Below are 15,046 nucleotides of genomic sequence, written 5' to 3'. Positions count from 1 at the left end.
TAAATATCGGCTTTATTAACCGCCTAACGCAGCTCGGTTCATGAGGGGGCGCCACCAGTCTTGATTGTCCAGGAACCAGTTAAGAGTGTCCGCAAAACCTTGCGGAAAATCGCGCGACGGGGCGTAGCCCAGTTCACTGCGAATCTTGGTTTCATCAATGGCATAGCGACGGTCATGGCCCTTGCGATCCTGCACATAGGTCATGAGGTCGATCGAGGAGCCACCGTGCGCGGCGGGGGCATCGGGGAACATTGTGGCCAGACCCGGATTGCGCTCGAAAGCGGCATCGACGCCGCGGCATATCTCGCGGATCACCTCAATATTCGGCAATTCCTGGCCGCCGCCGACATTATAGGTTTCGCCGATCCGGCCCTTGCGCAGGATCAGTTCGATACCGATGCAATGATCTTCAACATGCAGCCAATCGCGAATATTCATACCATCGCCATAGATCGGCAGATTTTTGCCTGACAGCGCGTTGATGGTAAAAAGTGGAATCAGTTTTTCAGGGAATTGATAGGGGCCATAATTGTTAGAACAATTACTGGTCGTCGTTTCCAGCCCATAGGTGTGATGATAGGCCCGAACCAAATGATCCGAGCCGGCCTTTGACGCGGAATAGGGCGAATTAGGCGCATAAGGAGTCGTTTCACTGAAGGCTGGATCATCCAGTTCCAGCGTCCCGTAAACTTCATCGGTCGAAACATGGTGAAAGCGATGCGGGCGGCCCGTTCCCTGGTCAAGCCAGGCTGTCTTGGCGGCCTTCAACAGGCTGTGTGTGCCGATGACGTTAGTTGTCACAAAGGCGTCGGGCCCCGTGATGGAGCGATCGACATGACTTTCAGCCGCGAAATGGACGATTGTGTCGATATCATGGTCAGCCATCAGGCGGGAGACAAGATCTGTATCACAAATATCGCCGACGACCAGTTCAACATCGGGCACGTCACTGATATTGGCTGGGTTACCTGCATAGGTCAGTGCATCAAGTACCACGATGCCGTCGTCGGGCGACACCTTACGCCAGTGACGAACGAAATTCGCGCCGATAAAACCCGCTCCTCCGGTGACAATCAGATTGGCCATGCCGCGTGTCTCGCTCCCTCATAATTCCGCTCTGAGGAAAAAGTCGAAAGTGCCTGTTCAAAGCACACAAGTTTTATGATTCCTCAGACCCCCTTCGCTAGTAGCCGTAAAATGTGCTGCACTGCAATCAGAACGCTGCCTTTTTCAGCATCCGTGCATGCGCTGTCCGATTGAAAATGAAATTTTATTACGATTTGATGGCGGAACTCCGTACCATTGCAACGTGAACCGTTAGTAGCCGGGCGAATAACGATGACAATTCGCGCTATGCGGGGATATGTCAGGAACGATAGAATGATTGTTTTGATGGCGTGGAATGATTTTACCATCCCATCTTGCCAGGCCGGAGTTTGTTGAGCGGTGTGCCATAGTGGGTCACAGCACCAATAATATTCGATCGCTTAACAACTCTCAGCCCGCGTCCAGTGAAACAAGTCCGACGCCCAATATGCGCGTGTCGGAACTGACACCTGCAGAGGCCGGCGAAACGGGCGATTCATGTTGAATCTGCAGCAAAATGTTGCCGTCCCCAACGCAGGACGCCGGCAAGCGCAGGCTGACTATCTGTTTTTCGCCACGAAGGTCGAAATTCCCAAGGAAATAACCATTGGCGAGGATATCGACATTTTGCTGGACTATTTCTGGGGGCAGGAAACATTGCAAAGCGAGATGGACGGTGGCGTAGCCGCCTCGATAATCTTCCATTGCAAACCGGACTTGTTGAACAGATTCTCTGCCCCAAACGCCCCAGTCCTCACGCGCATACCACCCTCTGATCAGCATATCGTCGACATCGACGGCGTCATTGCTGTGCAGCGTGCCAAAAAATATGGGCATGTTGCGCGGGATGATGGGAAATCCGGCTTCCGACCAACGGGTTTTGCCTTCCCTTGGCGTGACGTTCTCGCGCCGTTGGGCATAGGCTTCCATGAAGGATAGTTCAACAAGATGCTGAAGCTGATCTAGCCGGCCCAAGCTATCCGCCATCATTTGTTCGAGCTTTGCCAGGCGGCTCTCCATCTCCCTTATGTCAAAAGAGGCTGGTGCTGTTTCGATTTCATCGTGAGCGGCGTCGAGCGGGCTCGGCGGATCAGTCTCTGGCGGTTGCATCGCGCTCCTGATGCCGGGCATTGGTCAGGCTGTCGACCGTAAAAATCAGGAAACAGGCTGGATTGCTGGCATATTCAGCTTGGGCCTTTGAGCGCAGCGGCGAGAGAGACAGTGGCGCTGCCGCGCCGGGCGGGCGGTGCCTGGCTGGGGTCAGGCTTCCAACCGGACAGATAAATGATAGCCATCTGTTCCGCTGTTCGCCCGTCCGGGTCTGCCGCCTCGGCGAAATGAGCAGCCGCGCGCATTAACGTTTCGCGCGTCAGCATCGGCGCGCCCTCTGTCAGGCTGTTGCCCGCGCCCATCCCGCGCAGATCGTGCATGAGGCGGACCACATCGCCATAACGCACGCTGATCGTCTCGCCATCCGCTACAGGCATGGCAAAGCCTGCGCGGCTGAGCAGATCGCCAGACGCGCGCACGTCGACCTGTGGGTGAATGTGCTGGCCAGGGCGGTCGCCTTCGCCTGCCAGCAACGCGGCCTTGAGCCGGGGCAAACTACCCGCGCCGGTGAAGGCAGCGAGCATCAATCCGTCGGGCCGCAGGATGCGCCGCATCAGGATGAGTGCGCCGGGCAGGTCGTTGACGCTGTCGAGCGTGCCGCAGGCGATGATGAGGTCGAAACTATCATCGGCAAAGGGCAGGGCATCCTCGTCGCCATGCACGCCGCCTGCACCCTGCGCGGCGAGGAAGCCGGGATCGACGCAGGCGACGCGCTTGCCCATCGCTTCCAGCGCCGCCTTGGCGCTACCATCCGGGCAGCCGATCACCAGCGCTTCGGGCAGATCGCGTTGCACGTCGGCCAGCCGATCGAGCAATTCGTCCAACATGGCGCGATAGAGAAAATCATGATCGGCAAAGCGGGCGATCATGCGGTCGCGGCCCTGGGCACGGCGGGATCGGTCGAAGATGTCGGGAGCAGTCATGGCGGGCCTTGTGCATTGGGCGGCAAGCGGGGACAAGCAGATGATGTCTGTCTTGCCACTTCTCAAGGCTATGGCCCGCCCTCTGGTCGATTATGCACTGCCGCCACGCTGTCCGTCTTGCGGCACGATCGTGCAGGAGGATTTTGCTTTCTGCCTCAATTGCTGGGGCGGGATGGAGTTATTGGGCGAACCCTGTTGCGCGCGCTGCGGTCTCCCCTTTGCATATGACATGGGGCAGGGGGCAGAGTGCGCAAAATGCCTTGCCGATCCGCCGCCCTTTGACAGTGCGCGGGCGGTGATGGCTTATGGCGATGTTGCGCGCACTGTCGCCTTGCGGCTCAAATATGGGCGGCGCATCGGTTTGGCGCGGTTGATCGCGCGGCAGATGCTGCGCCATGTGCCCGATTATGGCGATGACCCGCCAGTGATCGTGCCGGTGCCGCTGCATCGCTGGCGATTATGGGGACGGGGCTTCAACCAGTCGGCGCTGATCGCCGATCATCTGGGCCGGCTGACCGGCTTGCCGGTAGAGAAACATATATTGCTGCGCATCCGTCGGACCCAGCCCTTGCGGGGGATGAACCCGGCAGCGCGGGCGAAGACGGTGCGCGGTGCCTTTGCGTTGGCGAACGGGCATGGGGTGAAGGGGCGTCGGGTGTTGTTGATTGATGATGTTCATACAAGCGGGGCCACGGCAGGAGCTTGCGCGCAGGTTCTGCATCGTGGCGGGGCCAGCCATGTGCGCCTGCTATGCTGGGCACGAGCCTTGCCGCGTGACGCTGCGGATTGACAAAGCGAGGCGCACGTCCAATTTCGGACGCTAAGGAGTATGACAGGCACATGGCGAAGGTCGAAATCTATACCAAGGCATTTTGCGGCTATTGCGCGCGCGCCAAGGCGTTGTTCCGCGACAAGGGCGTGACGTTCGAGGAATATGATATCAGCATGGGCGGCCCCAAGCGCGAGGAGATGCTGGCGCGCAGCAATGGCAGGATGACCGTGCCGCAAATCTTCATCGACGGCGCGCATATCGGCGGGAGCGACGACATGGCGGCGCTCAACCGTCAGGGCAAACTCGACGCTCTGTTGGGTCTCTAACATATAATGCGAGCCGCGCTGTTTCAGATGACCAGCGGGATTGATCCCGCCGCCAATGCCGCTGCGATCGTTGCGATGATGACACGCGCCAAGGGTGAAGGGGCTGACATGCTCTTCACGCCCGAAATGGCGGGCTATCTGGATCGCGACCGGGCGCGGGCGGCGACGACCTTGCGGTGCCAGGCCGACGATGTCGTGCTCGCGGCGGTGCGGGAGGCTGCGGCGCGTGAAGGGCTTTGGGTGCATATCGGCTCGTTACCGCTCAAGGATGAGCGGGCGGACGGGCGCTGGGCCAATCGCAGTTTCCTGATCGACGATACAGGTACCATCCGTGCCACCTACGACAAAATCCATTTGTTCGACGTCGATTTGGCTACGGGGGAAAGCTGGCGCGAATCGTCCGTCTATGGGCCGGGCGAGCAAGCCGTTGCGGTCGATACGCCCTGGGGCCGGTTGGGCCTGTCGATCTGCTATGACATGCGTTTCCCCGATCTCTACCGCGCGCTGACCGACCAGGGGGCGACAATCCTGCTGGCACCGGCAGCCTTCACGGTGCCGACGGGACAGGCGCATTGGCATATATTGCTGCGCGCCCGCGCGATTGAGGCGGGCTGTTTCATGATTGCGACGGCACAGGTCGGTGCCCATGAGGACGGACGGACCACCTATGGTCATAGTCTGGTGGTCGATCCATGGGGCGACGTGCTGCTCGACATGGGTAAGACGGCGGGGCTGGCGATCGTCGATCTCGACCTGTCGCGGATCGAGGCTGTACGCGCGCGTGTACCTGCGATTGCCAACCGCCGCCCGATCCCGGCGCAGGTGAAGCTGACATGATCATATTCGACCTGAAATGTGAAGGGCAGGGCCATGTGTTCGAAGCCTGGTTTGGTTCGAGTGACGATTATGCCGATCAGCAGGCGCGGGGCCTGATCATTTGTCCGCTTTGCGGTGATGCTCGTGTGATGAAGGCCGTGATGGCTCCAGCCATAGCTGCAAAGAGCAACAGCCGCGCCGTCGCACCGCGCCCTGAAACCACGACCCCGGTTGCAGCCAACGGTGGTGACGAGGCCAAGATGCGGGCGCTGGTCGATGCACTGGCGCAGGCGCAGAGCAAGGCGTTGGAGGGATCGACCTGGGTCGGGCGCGGCTTTGCCGAACAGGCCCGCGCGATGCATTATGGCGAGCAGGACCGTGCGAGCATACATGGCGAAGTTGCGCCACAAGAGGCCAAGGCGCTAATCGCCGAAGGGGTGGAAGTTGCGCCGCTGCCCTTCCCGGTCATTCCGCCCGAAGCGAAGAATTGACCGCGCCGTTCGCGCAGAATAGAGCGATGGCGGTGGGCACCCGTAGCTCAGCAGGATAGAGCATCAGATTCCTAATCTGAGGGCCATGGGTTCGAATCCCGTCGGGTGCACCATCTTTCATGACAAACGAACATGTCTTGCACGGCGGCAGACGCACTCCCTAAACGGTCGAGTGACCGGGGTGGGTACTGGCAGAGCCGTCCAAGTCATAGCGGGCCTTTCTATTGTCGGCCATGCTGCCGAGGCAGGTGGCGGGCGCAATCGGTCGGGCCAGACCGATTGCGCCCGCCATATATGTTTGACCCGTGTTTGCGGCTTAACTGCGGAAGAAAGCGAGCAGATCGGGGTTGATGATATCGGCATGGGTCTGCGCCATACCGTGGGGCAGGCCCTCATAGGCCTTGAGCGTCCCCTGTTTGAGCAATTCGACCGTTTTTGGACCATGATTGGCAAAGGGGACGATCTGATCGTCCAGGCCATGCATGACCAGGACAGGCACGTTGATCGCCTTTAGATCCTCGGTGAAATCCGTTTCCGAGAATGCGGCGATGCAGTCATATTGGGCCTTCGCGCCACCGGCCAGGCCTTGGCGCGACCAATTGTCTATCAGGCCCTGGCTGACCTTTGCATTCTCGCGGTTGAAGCCGAAAAACGGACCGCTAGCTATACCGCGATAAAATTCTGCACGGTTGGCGATCAGTTGCGCTCGAAAATCGTCGAATACGGCCATCGGGACGCCGTCGGGATGCGCGTCCGACTGCAGCATCACAGGCGGCACCGCGCCGATCAGAACCGCTTTGGCAACACGGCCCGGCTCGGCGCGCGCGACATAGCGGGCCACCTCACCGCCGCCTGTCGAGTGGCCGACATGGATGGCGTTTTTGAGGTCGAGCTTTGCGACCAGCGCTGCGACGTCGGCGGCATAGCTGTCCATTTCGTTGCCGGTATCGGTCTGGGTCGAACGGCCATGGCCGCGCCGGTCATGCGCAATAACGCGATATCCCTTTTCCAAGAAATAAAGCATCTGGTTGTCCCAGTCGTCGCTCGACAACGGCCAGCCATGATGGAACATGATAGGCTGCGCATCCTTGCTGCCCCAGTCCTTGTAGAAAATTTCGGTGCCGTCCTCGGTAGTGATCGTCGCCATATCAAGTCTCCTTGGTTCAAGCGGCAGGAGCGCCGCTGTTGCCCATTTTCTAGCCGCCAGATCGCAGCGGCACCCTTGGCCAAACCGACATATTAAGGGTCGAATTTGACATTTTGACCGGCCAGACGCAGCACACCTCGATTCGATGTGCGCCTCTGGCATCTGCTTGGCGGTCGGCGCGCTGTGGGTTCCGCATCTCGCCTATCATGATACTGTTCTTTCCACGTTCAGTCCGTCGGAAGGGCGCGGATGAAAGAAAGCCACTTTCTGTGGCTACAGTTTTTTACACGCTTGGGGGTAAGCGGCAGAATGCGGGACAAATCCGACAGGAATGCGCAGGGACGGATCGTTGCGGAAGTAGCGTTGGTCATCTATCCTGATTGTCAGCTATCGGCGATCTATGGTTTGACCGACCTGTTCCGTCTGGCGGTTACGGCTGCGCACGTGGCAGGGGAGCGCGACACGCCGATCATCCGTATCACCCACTGGCAGGATATGGGGGATGGCGTCGCCTGCACCTATGACAGCCATCCCGGCAATCCGCACCGCGCCCAATATATCATCATACCGCCCAGCCTCATCATGCCGAACGACCTGCCCTCCATGCAGGGGCTGGCTGGATGGATGACGCGCAACCATGAACAGGGTGCGATATTATGTTCGGTCTGCGCGGGCGCTTTTGTGCTGGCAGAGACAGGCCTTCTTGAAGGACGGGAAGTGACGACGCATTGGGCCTTCGCCGATTCGCTGCGTGCGCGTTTTCCAAAAGTGAAAGTGGATGCCGACCGCATCATTGCCGATGACGGCGATATCATCACCGCGGGCGGGATTCTGGCCTGGACGGACCTGGGTTTGACGCTGGTCCAGCGATTGCTTGGCGCCAGCGCGATGTTGCAGACCGCCCGCTTCCTGCTCATTGACCCGCCGCGGCAGGCACAGCGGCCTTATAGCAGCTTCATTCCTAAGCTCGACCATGGTGATGCCGCCATCCGGGCGGTCCAGCACTGGCTGCCAGCCCATGTCGCCGCAGAATGGTCGGTGAAGATGCTCGCCGATCGCGCCGGCATGGAAGAGCGGACGTTCCTGCGCCGGTTCAAGGCCGCGACCGGACTTCGTCCCACCGAATATGTGCAGCAAATCCGCATCGCGCGGGCGCGCGAGGCATTGGAACTGACCCGTCGCCCGGTCGAACAGATTGCGTGGGAAATCGGCTATGGCGATCCCTCCGCCTTCCGCAAGCTGTTCATCCGCATCACTGGCCTTCCGCCAGCCGAATATCGTCGACGCTTCGGCGTAGCGCGGCACGCGCCGGCGGATGCGCCGGTTCAGATCTGACCACGGTCGCTGCGCTGCCCTTGGCTATAACCATTTCAGCTTGCGGAAGCGGGCATAGAGCAGGCTGCAGATGACCGTGATGACGCTCAGGACAACAAAATAGCCATAGCGGGTCTGTAATTCGGGCATATTTTCAAAGTTCATGCCATATATGCCCGCGATCGCCGTCGGCACCGCCAGAATAGCCGCCCAGGCGGCAAGTTGCCGGGTGATTGCGCCTGTGCGCTGCTGTTCGAGCAGATTGCTATATTCAAACACCGACATCAATATTTCGCGCAGGTCGTCGGCCATGGTCTGTACCCGGCGTATATGGTCGCGCACGTCGCTGAAATAGGGCCGGGTATCGGCATCGATACAGGGCAGATCAATTTTGACGAATTTATGGGCGACTTCATGCATGGGCGTGAGGATGCGCTGGAAGCGCATCACTTGTCGGCGCAGATTGAAAATCCGCGTAATGTCCTCGCGCCCCAGAAATTGATCGACGGTCTGCTGTTCCATGGCCAGCACTTCGTCCTCTATCCCTTCGATGATGGGCAGATAGCCATCGACGATGAAGTCGAGCACCGCATGCAACACATAGTCCACCCCTTGTGCCAGTCGATCAGGCACGGCTTCCAGTTCCTGTCGCAGCGTGTGATGCGCGCGGGCTGAACCATGGCGCACGCTGATGATGTGGCTATGACCGACAAAGATCGCCGTTTCGCCGTAGCAGATGCTGTCATTCTCGACATGGGCCGTGCGCGCGACGACGAAAAGCTGGTCGCCGTAAACATCCACCTTGGGGAGTTGATTCGCCTTGATCGCGTCTTCGATCGCCAGTGGATGCAGGTCATAGCTTCGTCGCAACGTTTCCATCTCGGCAGTGGTCGGCTCAGCCATGCCGATCCAGACAAATTCCGATTTGTCATGCGCGCAGTCGATCTTTTCGTCGATCATCACCGGACGCACGCGGGTTCCATTGCGATAGAGATAAGCGGCGATGACGGTCATATTCGGTCCTGCGCGTGGAGTTCGGTCTTGCCGCCTAGCAGATGGAATTTCCTTCGTCCTGCGCGAAGCCCGATCCGTTCATCGTTCGCAGGTCTCGCCCGGCGCAATTTTACCCGGAACTATCTGGATATGACTTCGCTCTGACACAGTCTGGCGCGAAGGAAATATACCGATGCGGGCACACATGGCAGAATATGCCGGGGTACGCACAGAATGGAGCCATATCCGTGTCTATCCTGACCATTGATTTTGAGGCGTCGTGCCTGCCGCGCCACGGCCGGTCCTTCCCGATCGAGGTTGGCGTAGCGGTAGAGGGCTGGTCGTGTAGCTGGCTAATTCGCCCGCATGATGACTGGGCAGAGTGGGACTGGACGCTGGAGGCCCAGGCATTGCATCGCCTCGACCGAACGACGATCGCGCAAAAGGGGCTTGACGCACAGGTCGTATTGGCCCTGCTGAACGACGCGGCGATCGGACGGCGCGTGGTGGCCGATAGCCGGATTGATCAGCAATGGCTGGAGACGCTGGCCGTTGCCGCCGGGTGCCCAGCGCCATTCGTCATTGAGCATGTTTCGACGATCATCGCGGAACGGCATGCTGATGATGCGCAAATCCGTCAGGCGGTGGCGATCGCCGATCGCCGCTGTCCTACCCGCCATAGGGCCGGCACGGACGCCTTGTGGCTCGCCACCATGTTGGCGCATTTGCCGCAGAACGCGCGGCCTTCTCTGGAGCCGCGAATGCCGGAATTATTGTCGGTTTGATGGCATAATGTCGCCTGCGCAATAATTTGTAACATCCGGCAAATTTCGGAGACATTCAGGCGATCTAAGGGCTGATCCGATGTCTGGCGCGCTGACGGCGTCGGAATCTGTTCGAGGAGGCGCGCGCATGAACGATAACCACGGCACTTCTGGATGCTATGGTCTTTGCGCATGACGCCGCCGCTGATCCTGGTGACCGAAACGGAGGCCGCCCAGCAGCAGGCAATCCGCATGCATCTGGAGGAGAGTGGGTTTCGGGTCATGCCAAGTGGCGGTGCTACCCAGATATTTCAGGCGCTGGCGACCATGCCAGTCGGCGTGATTGTACTGGATGCGGCGCTTCGCGGTCCTGACGGCATGGACCTGTGTCGCGATGTGCGTGCGCGGAGCGAGGTTCCTGTCATCCTGGTCGGCGCCAATAGTTCGGAGGTCGATCGCGTTGTCGCGCTGGAGCTTGGGGCCGACGACTATATCAACAAGCCTTATTCGGCCCGTGAACTGGCCGCCCGTTTGCGAGCGGTATTGCGCCGGGGACGGAGTGTGCGCGCCGTCGGTCTGCCACGCCAGACCAAAGCGGCGTTTGATGGATGGACGGTTGATTTTGGCCGTCGATCGTTGGTCAACCCGGCAGGCGAGCCCGTCAATCTGACTGCCGCCGAATTCGCGCTTCTTGCCGTGCTGCTTGATCATCCGCAGATGGTGATCGCGCGGGCGCGCTTGATGGAACTGGCCGGGGTGCGCGATACGCCGTCATCGGACCGCAGTATCGACGTGTTGATCAGCCGCCTGCGCCGCAAATTGCGCTATGGGGACCAACCGGCACCGATTGTTACTGTCCGGCGCGTAGGCTATATGTTCAGCGCGGCGGTCGAGCGCCACTCTTAAGGTAAAATGCCCGAAAACGCTGGCGTTTCGGCGATAGTCACCTTGGCGAAACGATTTTGCCTTCCAGACATGTTTTTTAACAAAGCCGCTGCGACGCAGCAAAACCATGGCTCTAACGTCTTCAATCGAGCCGGTCCCCCCTGACCGGCACCGTATAAGAAGGATAGACCCCATGAACGAGCTTCTAGGCCGCGTCTTCAGCTTCGAAAAGCATGTGTTTCCAAACGAAAGCGCGCTTTACAATCGGCTGGCCAGTGACGGGCAAAGCCCCAAGGCCCTGATGATTTCCTGCGCCGACTCGCGGATCGTGCCTGAGCATATCATGCAGGCGCAGCCCGGCGACCTGTTCGTATGCCGCAATGCGGGCAATATCGTGCCGCCCCATGCGACCCAGAATGGTGGGGTCACATCGACCGTGGAATATGCCGTCATGGTTCTGGGCGTGCGGGATATCATTGTGTGCGGTCATAGCGACTGCGGCGCGATGAAGGCGATGTCGACCAATGCCGATCTGACCAAGATGCCCAACGTGGCGGCCTGGCTGCGCCATGCCCATGCCGCGCAGCAGGTTTGCAGCGAAAGCTATCCCGACACGCTGACCGACGAAGAAAAGCTGCGCAACATGGCGTTGGAAAATGTCGTCGTTCAGTTGGCCCATCTGCGTACCCATCCTTCGGTCGCGTCGGGCATCGCCCGTGGCGATATCGCCCTGCATGGTTGGTATGTCGATATTCATGCCGGTCAGGTTCTGGGCCTCGATGGTGAAACCGGCCGCTTCTTGCCGATGCGCGAGGACCAGCCGATGCCGATCGCTCTTCCCCATGCACGTCGCCTGGCCGGTGACAGCGAATTTGCCCTGGCGGCGGAGTAACTCATGCTGAAAGCCCTTTCTGGCGGCACCTTCGGCCGCGATTTTACGGCGTCTATCGTCGTCTTCCTTGTGGCGATGCCGCTGTGCATGGGCATTGCCATCGCGTCCGGTGTTCCGCCGGAAAAGGGCCTGATCACGGGTATTATCGGCGGCATTGTCGTTGGTGTGCTGGCCGGCTCTCCCTTGCAGGTCAGCGGCCCGGCTGCTGGTTTGGCAGTCATCGTCTTCGAAATCGTCCGGGAACAGGGATTGTCCGCATTGGGACCGATCCTGATCCTGGCAGGGGCGATTCAGGTCGTCGCTGGCCTGATGCGTGTGGGTGGCTGGTTCCGGGCCATTTCGCCGGCAGTGGTACACGGCATGCTGGCCGGCATCGGCGTATTGATCGTCGTCGGTCAGTTCCATGTGCTGTTCGATGACGTGCCGTTGTCGAGCGGCCTCGCCAACCTGCTGGCCATGCCAGGCCAGTTGCTGGGCCTGTCCACGGGTGATACCGTGACGGCCTTCACGGTCGGTCTGGTGACGATCTTCGGCATGCTGGGCTGGGAGAAGTTCCGTCCGGCGGCGTTGAAGCTGGTTCCTGGTGCGCTCGTTGGCGTTGTGCTTGCGACGCTGGTCGCTTTCATCCTCTCGCTCCCGGTGGCGCGGGTCGTCGTGCCCGAATCGATCGTAGCTGCGGTCACCTTGCCGGAAGCCGGTCTGTTCGCGACGATGATGGACCCGGCGGTCATCACCATCGCTATCGCTATCGCCTTCATCGCCAGCGCTGAAACTTTGCTTTCCGCGGCTGCGGTGGACCGGATGCACGATGGCGTTCGTACCAACTATAACCGTGAACTCAGCGCTCAAGGTGTCGGTAACCTGCTCTGCGGCTTTGCCGGTGCGCTGCCGATGACCGGGGTGATCGTCCGCAGCTCCGCCAACGTTCAGGCGGGGGCCAAGACCCGGATGTCGGCCATTCTTCATGGCGTCTGGATCTTGGGCTTCGTTGCTCTGCTTCCCTGGCTGCTCCGCGAAATCCCGATGGCAGCCCTGGCTGGCATTTTGGTCGTAACCGGCGTTCGTCTCGTCAGCGTCGACCATGTCAAGCATCTGCTCCACCGCTATGGACCGCTGCCCGCGATCGTCTGGGCCGCCACGCTGATCTGCGTCGTTGCCACGGATCTTCTGACTGGCGTTCTGGTGGGCATCGGCCTGTCGTTGCTGGAACTGGTGCCGCATCTCAAGCGGTTGCGCCTCAAGATGGAAGATGAAAGCCGTGGTGAAACGCACGAAGTGGCTTTGCGGGGCAGTGCGACTTTCCTCAGCCTTCCCAAATTGTCTGCCAAACTCGACTCTTTGCCGACAGGTGGGCTGGTCATTCTGAACGTGGAGCGACTTGGCCATATCGATCACACGACCGCAGAAATGCTGCGCGAATGGGTAGAACGTCGTCGCGGCGGCGGCTCCCCCGTCGAATTGTTCGGTGCCACCGGACGGATGCGCCAACTGGTCGCCTGACCGCTTGAAAAAAGGATTGGGCGACACAGGGTGCCGCCGCGCCACTACCCCCGGCGCGGCGGCATTTTTATGTCTGTTTTATTCAACATGAAGCAGAAATAAACTGTGCCATGTTTGCAACAGCCTTGCCCGGTATCTCGCAGGTGCGAGAAAAACCTGTTTGACTGTTGGCTGGATATGAATAGGCAAAGCATGTCCACCGATACTGAGGGCGTCAGCAACAGACTTTCGGGTTGGTGGAAGCAGGACGGAACATTCTTTCGTAAAGGGGAATGTTCATGAAGTATAAAATCGCCTGTGCCGCTCTTGCGCTCATGTCCAGCGTACCGGCTTTTGCACAGGAAGAACCCACAGCACCCGTCACGGTCTCCGGCAGCGTTGCGATGGTTTCCGACTATCGCTTTCGTGGTGTGTCGATGACAGATCGCGGCATGGCCGTTCAGGGCGGCATCAGCGTCAGCCATGAATCCGGTGCCTATGCCGGCGTTTGGGGTTCCAACCTTTCGGGCTGGGGCACATTTGGCGGCGCGAACATGGAACTGGATTTGAACGCAGGCTATGCGGTCGATCTGGGCGGCGCCACGCTTGATGTCGGCCTGGTCTGGTATATGTATCCGAGCGGTCTCGACACGACCGATTTCGCTGAACCTTATATCAAGCTGTCGGGCGATATCGGCCCGGTGAGCGCGCTGGTCGGCGTCGCCTATGCGCCCAAGCAGGAAGCGCTGGGCAAGGCTTGCAGCGATGCGGCCTGCACGATCGCGCGGCCTGGCGATAAGGAAGACAATCTGTATCTCTGGACCGATATCAGCAGCGCCATACCTAACACGCCGGTTACGCTGAAAGCGCATCTGGGCTGGTCGAAGGGCAATTCGGGTCTCGGCCCCAATGGCACGTCGCTTGCGCCAACCGGCAAATATCTCGACTGGCTGGTGGGTGCGGATGTCGCCATTCCTGGAACGCCGCTCACGCTGGGCATCGCCTATGTCGATACGGACATTGCCCGCGTCGAGGAAAATTATATCCGGCCGAACTTCTCGGCGGCCGACGGCAAATCGATCGCTCGTAGCCAGGTCGTTTTCTCGATCTCTGCAGCCTTTTAATCTCGCAGACGTCGCCGGGGCTGGCGTGCCAGCCCCGGCGTCTTCGCATCTGCACGCCAGCCGCATTGCATGACAAAATGTTGCTGGAGTTGTCACGCGGTTTTTGGCCCGTGTGACCCGGTTGACCCTCGAAACGGTCGGCCCTATCCCATTGTCATGACATCACGCGCATTGCAGCATTCATGACCGCTCCATCGATCATCCTCGTCGAAGACGACCCGCCGCTTCGCACCCTGACCGCGCGCGCTCTGCAAGAGCATGGCTATGAGGTGCGTCCTGCATCTTCGGGGCCGGAAATGTGGGTGGCATTCGACGCCGGGCCGGTTGATCTCGTCGTGCTCGACGTCATGCTGCCGGGCACTAACGGCATAGATTTATGCCGTCAGATTCGGCGCAAAAGCGACGTTCCCATCATCTTCATCAGCGCCAAGGGCAGTGAGACCGATCGGATCGTGGGTCTGGAGTTGGGGGCGGACGATTATCTGCCCAAGCCCTTTGGAACCCGTGAACTAATTGCCCGCATCCGCGCCATCTTGCGCCGCGTGGGGTTGGAACGTGGCCCGGACGAACATCGCGAAAATGAGGCGCGTTTTGATGGATGGGTCGTGAACTTCCCGCGCCGCGAACTGCGATCCCCGACAGGCGGGCTTGTTGACCTGACGGGTGCGGAATTTGATCTTCTCGGCAGTTTTCTCAGCCACCCGCAGCGTGTCATCGCGCGCGAGCGTCTGATCGAATTGTCGCGCACCCGCATGGGTGACAGCAGCGATCGTAGCATCGACGTTTTGGTCAGCCGCCTTCGCCGCAAACTGTCGACGGAAGACCGGGGCGCGCCGATCACGACGGTCCGCGGCGTGGGTTATATGTTCAACGCAGAGGTTAGCCGCGCTTGAGGTGGCACGTGCACGGATCGCTGGGGCTGGT

16 protein-coding genes and 1 tRNA gene are annotated in these 15,046 nt (G+C 59.8%); 12 read left to right on the top strand and 5 right to left on the bottom strand.

Translation table 11 applies throughout. From position 1 onward, the window contains the following. Window positions 1–15: 15 nt before the first annotated feature. The 3 genes from rfbB to J2W40_RS02775 form a co-directional block, all read right to left on the bottom strand. Entirely contained in the window at window positions 16–1,086 is a 1,071-nt protein-coding gene (rfbB, locus tag J2W40_RS02785) for a dTDP-glucose 4,6-dehydratase (protein WP_310221868.1), read from the bottom strand. A gap of 411 nt (window positions 1,087–1,497) precedes the next feature. Beyond that, window positions 1,498–2,196, bottom strand: coding sequence for a hypothetical protein (locus J2W40_RS02780; protein WP_310221865.1), 699 nt, complete (start codon window positions 2,194–2,196; stop codon window positions 1,498–1,500). A 74-nt stretch (window positions 2,197–2,270) separates the two neighbouring features. Then, window positions 2,271–3,119, bottom strand: a complete 849-nt coding sequence (locus tag J2W40_RS02775; protein WP_310221863.1) for a class I SAM-dependent methyltransferase — start codon at window positions 3,117–3,119, stop codon at window positions 2,271–2,273. A gap of 40 nt (window positions 3,120–3,159) precedes the next feature. On the opposite strand from J2W40_RS02775, the gene J2W40_RS02770 reads away from it, so the two are divergent. The 5 genes from J2W40_RS02770 to J2W40_RS02750 all read left to right on the top strand — a co-directional run bounded on the left by J2W40_RS02770 (window position 3,160) and on the right by J2W40_RS02750 (window position 5,637). Then, window positions 3,160–3,909 (top strand): double zinc ribbon domain-containing protein, encoded by a 750-nt coding sequence (locus tag J2W40_RS02770; protein WP_310221961.1) that lies wholly within the window; start codon window positions 3,160–3,162, stop codon window positions 3,907–3,909. A 50-nt stretch (window positions 3,910–3,959) separates the two neighbouring features. Continuing rightward, window positions 3,960–4,217: a glutaredoxin 3 gene (grxC, locus tag J2W40_RS02765; RefSeq protein WP_310221861.1), complete on the top strand. Its 258-nt coding sequence runs from the start codon at window positions 3,960–3,962 to the stop codon at window positions 4,215–4,217. Window positions 4,218–4,223: 6 nt separating this feature from the next. Further along, complete coding sequence (locus J2W40_RS02760; RefSeq protein WP_310221859.1) at window positions 4,224–5,054, top strand: carbon-nitrogen hydrolase family protein; 831 nt, start codon at window positions 4,224–4,226, stop codon at window positions 5,052–5,054. Beyond that, a complete protein-coding gene (locus tag J2W40_RS02755; RefSeq protein ID WP_310221857.1) occupies window positions 5,051–5,524 on the top strand; it encodes a DUF1178 family protein in 474 nt (157 codons plus the stop codon). The genes J2W40_RS02760 and J2W40_RS02755 overlap by 4 nt, the downstream gene beginning before the upstream one ends. A 36-nt stretch (window positions 5,525–5,560) precedes the next feature. After that, window positions 5,561–5,637: transfer RNA gene (locus J2W40_RS02750), tRNA-Arg, on the top strand. Window positions 5,638–5,840: 203 nt separating this feature from the next. On the opposite strand, the gene J2W40_RS02745 is transcribed toward J2W40_RS02750, so the two are convergent. Beyond that, window positions 5,841–6,671 carry an alpha/beta fold hydrolase gene (locus tag J2W40_RS02745; RefSeq protein WP_310221855.1) on the bottom strand — a complete coding sequence of 277 codons (831 nt, stop codon included), beginning with the start codon at window positions 6,669–6,671 and terminating at the stop codon, window positions 5,841–5,843. 309 nt (window positions 6,672–6,980) lie between these two features. Between J2W40_RS02745 and J2W40_RS02740 the strand changes: the two genes are divergently transcribed. Beyond that, window positions 6,981–8,006, top strand: coding sequence for a GlxA family transcriptional regulator (locus tag J2W40_RS02740; RefSeq protein ID WP_310221853.1), 1,026 nt, complete (start codon window positions 6,981–6,983; stop codon window positions 8,004–8,006). A gap of 24 nt (window positions 8,007–8,030) precedes the next feature. On the opposite strand, the gene J2W40_RS02735 is transcribed toward J2W40_RS02740, so the two are convergent. Further along, window positions 8,031–8,999: a magnesium and cobalt transport protein CorA gene (locus tag J2W40_RS02735; RefSeq protein ID WP_310221851.1), complete on the bottom strand. Its 969-nt coding sequence runs from the start codon at window positions 8,997–8,999 to the stop codon at window positions 8,031–8,033. A gap of 227 nt (window positions 9,000–9,226) precedes the next feature. On the opposite strand from J2W40_RS02735, the gene J2W40_RS02730 reads away from it, so the two are divergent. The 6 genes from J2W40_RS02730 to J2W40_RS02705 all read left to right on the top strand — a co-directional run bounded on the left by J2W40_RS02730 (window position 9,227) and on the right by J2W40_RS02705 (window position 15,015). Further along, a complete protein-coding gene (locus J2W40_RS02730) occupies window positions 9,227–9,763 on the top strand; it encodes a hypothetical protein (RefSeq protein WP_310221850.1) in 537 nt (178 codons plus the stop codon). A 171-nt stretch (window positions 9,764–9,934) separates the two neighbouring features. Further along, window positions 9,935–10,648, top strand: a complete 714-nt coding sequence (locus tag J2W40_RS02725; RefSeq protein ID WP_310221848.1) for a response regulator transcription factor — start codon at window positions 9,935–9,937, stop codon at window positions 10,646–10,648. Between the two features lie 172 nt (window positions 10,649–10,820). Beyond that, the gene (locus tag J2W40_RS02720; RefSeq protein ID WP_310221846.1) at window positions 10,821–11,519 is read left to right on the top strand and encodes a carbonic anhydrase; all 699 of its coding nucleotides are present in this window, start codon (window positions 10,821–10,823) and stop codon (window positions 11,517–11,519) included. A gap of 3 nt (window positions 11,520–11,522) precedes the next feature. Next, complete coding sequence (locus J2W40_RS02715; protein WP_310221844.1) at window positions 11,523–13,019, top strand: SulP family inorganic anion transporter; 1,497 nt, start codon at window positions 11,523–11,525, stop codon at window positions 13,017–13,019. 272 nt (window positions 13,020–13,291) lie between these two features. Further along, the gene (locus J2W40_RS02710; protein WP_310221842.1) at window positions 13,292–14,122 is read left to right on the top strand and encodes a TorF family putative porin; all 831 of its coding nucleotides are present in this window, start codon (window positions 13,292–13,294) and stop codon (window positions 14,120–14,122) included. 182 nt (window positions 14,123–14,304) lie between these two features. Continuing rightward, window positions 14,305–15,015, top strand: coding sequence for a response regulator (locus tag J2W40_RS02705; protein ID WP_037477295.1), 711 nt, complete (start codon window positions 14,305–14,307; stop codon window positions 15,013–15,015). The last annotated feature ends 31 nt before the right edge of the window (window positions 15,016–15,046 follow it).

The organism is Sphingobium xenophagum, assembly GCF_031457465.1.
GTDB classification, from domain to species: domain Bacteria; phylum Pseudomonadota; class Alphaproteobacteria; order Sphingomonadales; family Sphingomonadaceae; genus Sphingobium; species Sphingobium xenophagum_A.
This window is presented reverse-complemented; position numbering and strand designations above follow the sequence as displayed.

Bases quoted from the DNA above. Each gene is read 5' to 3' on its own strand.
- J2W40_RS02770 (WP_310221961.1), top strand. From the start codon at position 3,160: ATGATGTCTGTCTTGCCACTTCTCAAGGCTATGGCCCGCCCTCTGGTC.
- J2W40_RS02725 (WP_310221848.1), top strand. From the start codon at position 9,935: ATGACGCCGCCGCTGATCCTGGTGACCGAAACGGAGGCCGCCCAGCAG.
- J2W40_RS02760 (WP_310221859.1), top strand. From the start codon at position 4,224: ATGCGAGCCGCGCTGTTTCAGATGACCAGCGGGATTGATCCCGCCGCC.
- J2W40_RS02715 (WP_310221844.1), top strand. From the start codon at position 11,523: ATGCTGAAAGCCCTTTCTGGCGGCACCTTCGGCCGCGATTTTACGGCG.
- J2W40_RS02775 (WP_310221863.1), bottom strand. From the start codon at position 3,119: ATGACTGCTCCCGACATCTTCGACCGATCCCGCCGTGCCCAGGGCCGC.
- J2W40_RS02740 (WP_310221853.1), top strand. From the start codon at position 6,981: ATGCGGGACAAATCCGACAGGAATGCGCAGGGACGGATCGTTGCGGAA.
- J2W40_RS02780 (WP_310221865.1), bottom strand. From the start codon at position 2,196: ATGCAACCGCCAGAGACTGATCCGCCGAGCCCGCTCGACGCCGCTCAC.
- J2W40_RS02755 (WP_310221857.1), top strand. From the start codon at position 5,051: ATGATCATATTCGACCTGAAATGTGAAGGGCAGGGCCATGTGTTCGAA.
- J2W40_RS02720 (WP_310221846.1), top strand. From the start codon at position 10,821: ATGAACGAGCTTCTAGGCCGCGTCTTCAGCTTCGAAAAGCATGTGTTT.
- grxC (WP_310221861.1), top strand. From the start codon at position 3,960: ATGGCGAAGGTCGAAATCTATACCAAGGCATTTTGCGGCTATTGCGCG.
- J2W40_RS02745 (WP_310221855.1), bottom strand. From the start codon at position 6,671: ATGGCGACGATCACTACCGAGGACGGCACCGAAATTTTCTACAAGGAC.
- J2W40_RS02705 (WP_037477295.1), top strand. From the start codon at position 14,305: ATGACCGCTCCATCGATCATCCTCGTCGAAGACGACCCGCCGCTTCGC.
- J2W40_RS02710 (WP_310221842.1), top strand. From the start codon at position 13,292: ATGTTCATGAAGTATAAAATCGCCTGTGCCGCTCTTGCGCTCATGTCC.
- J2W40_RS02735 (WP_310221851.1), bottom strand. From the start codon at position 8,999: ATGACCGTCATCGCCGCTTATCTCTATCGCAATGGAACCCGCGTGCGT.
- rfbB (WP_310221868.1), bottom strand. From the start codon at position 1,086: ATGGCCAATCTGATTGTCACCGGAGGAGCGGGTTTTATCGGCGCGAAT.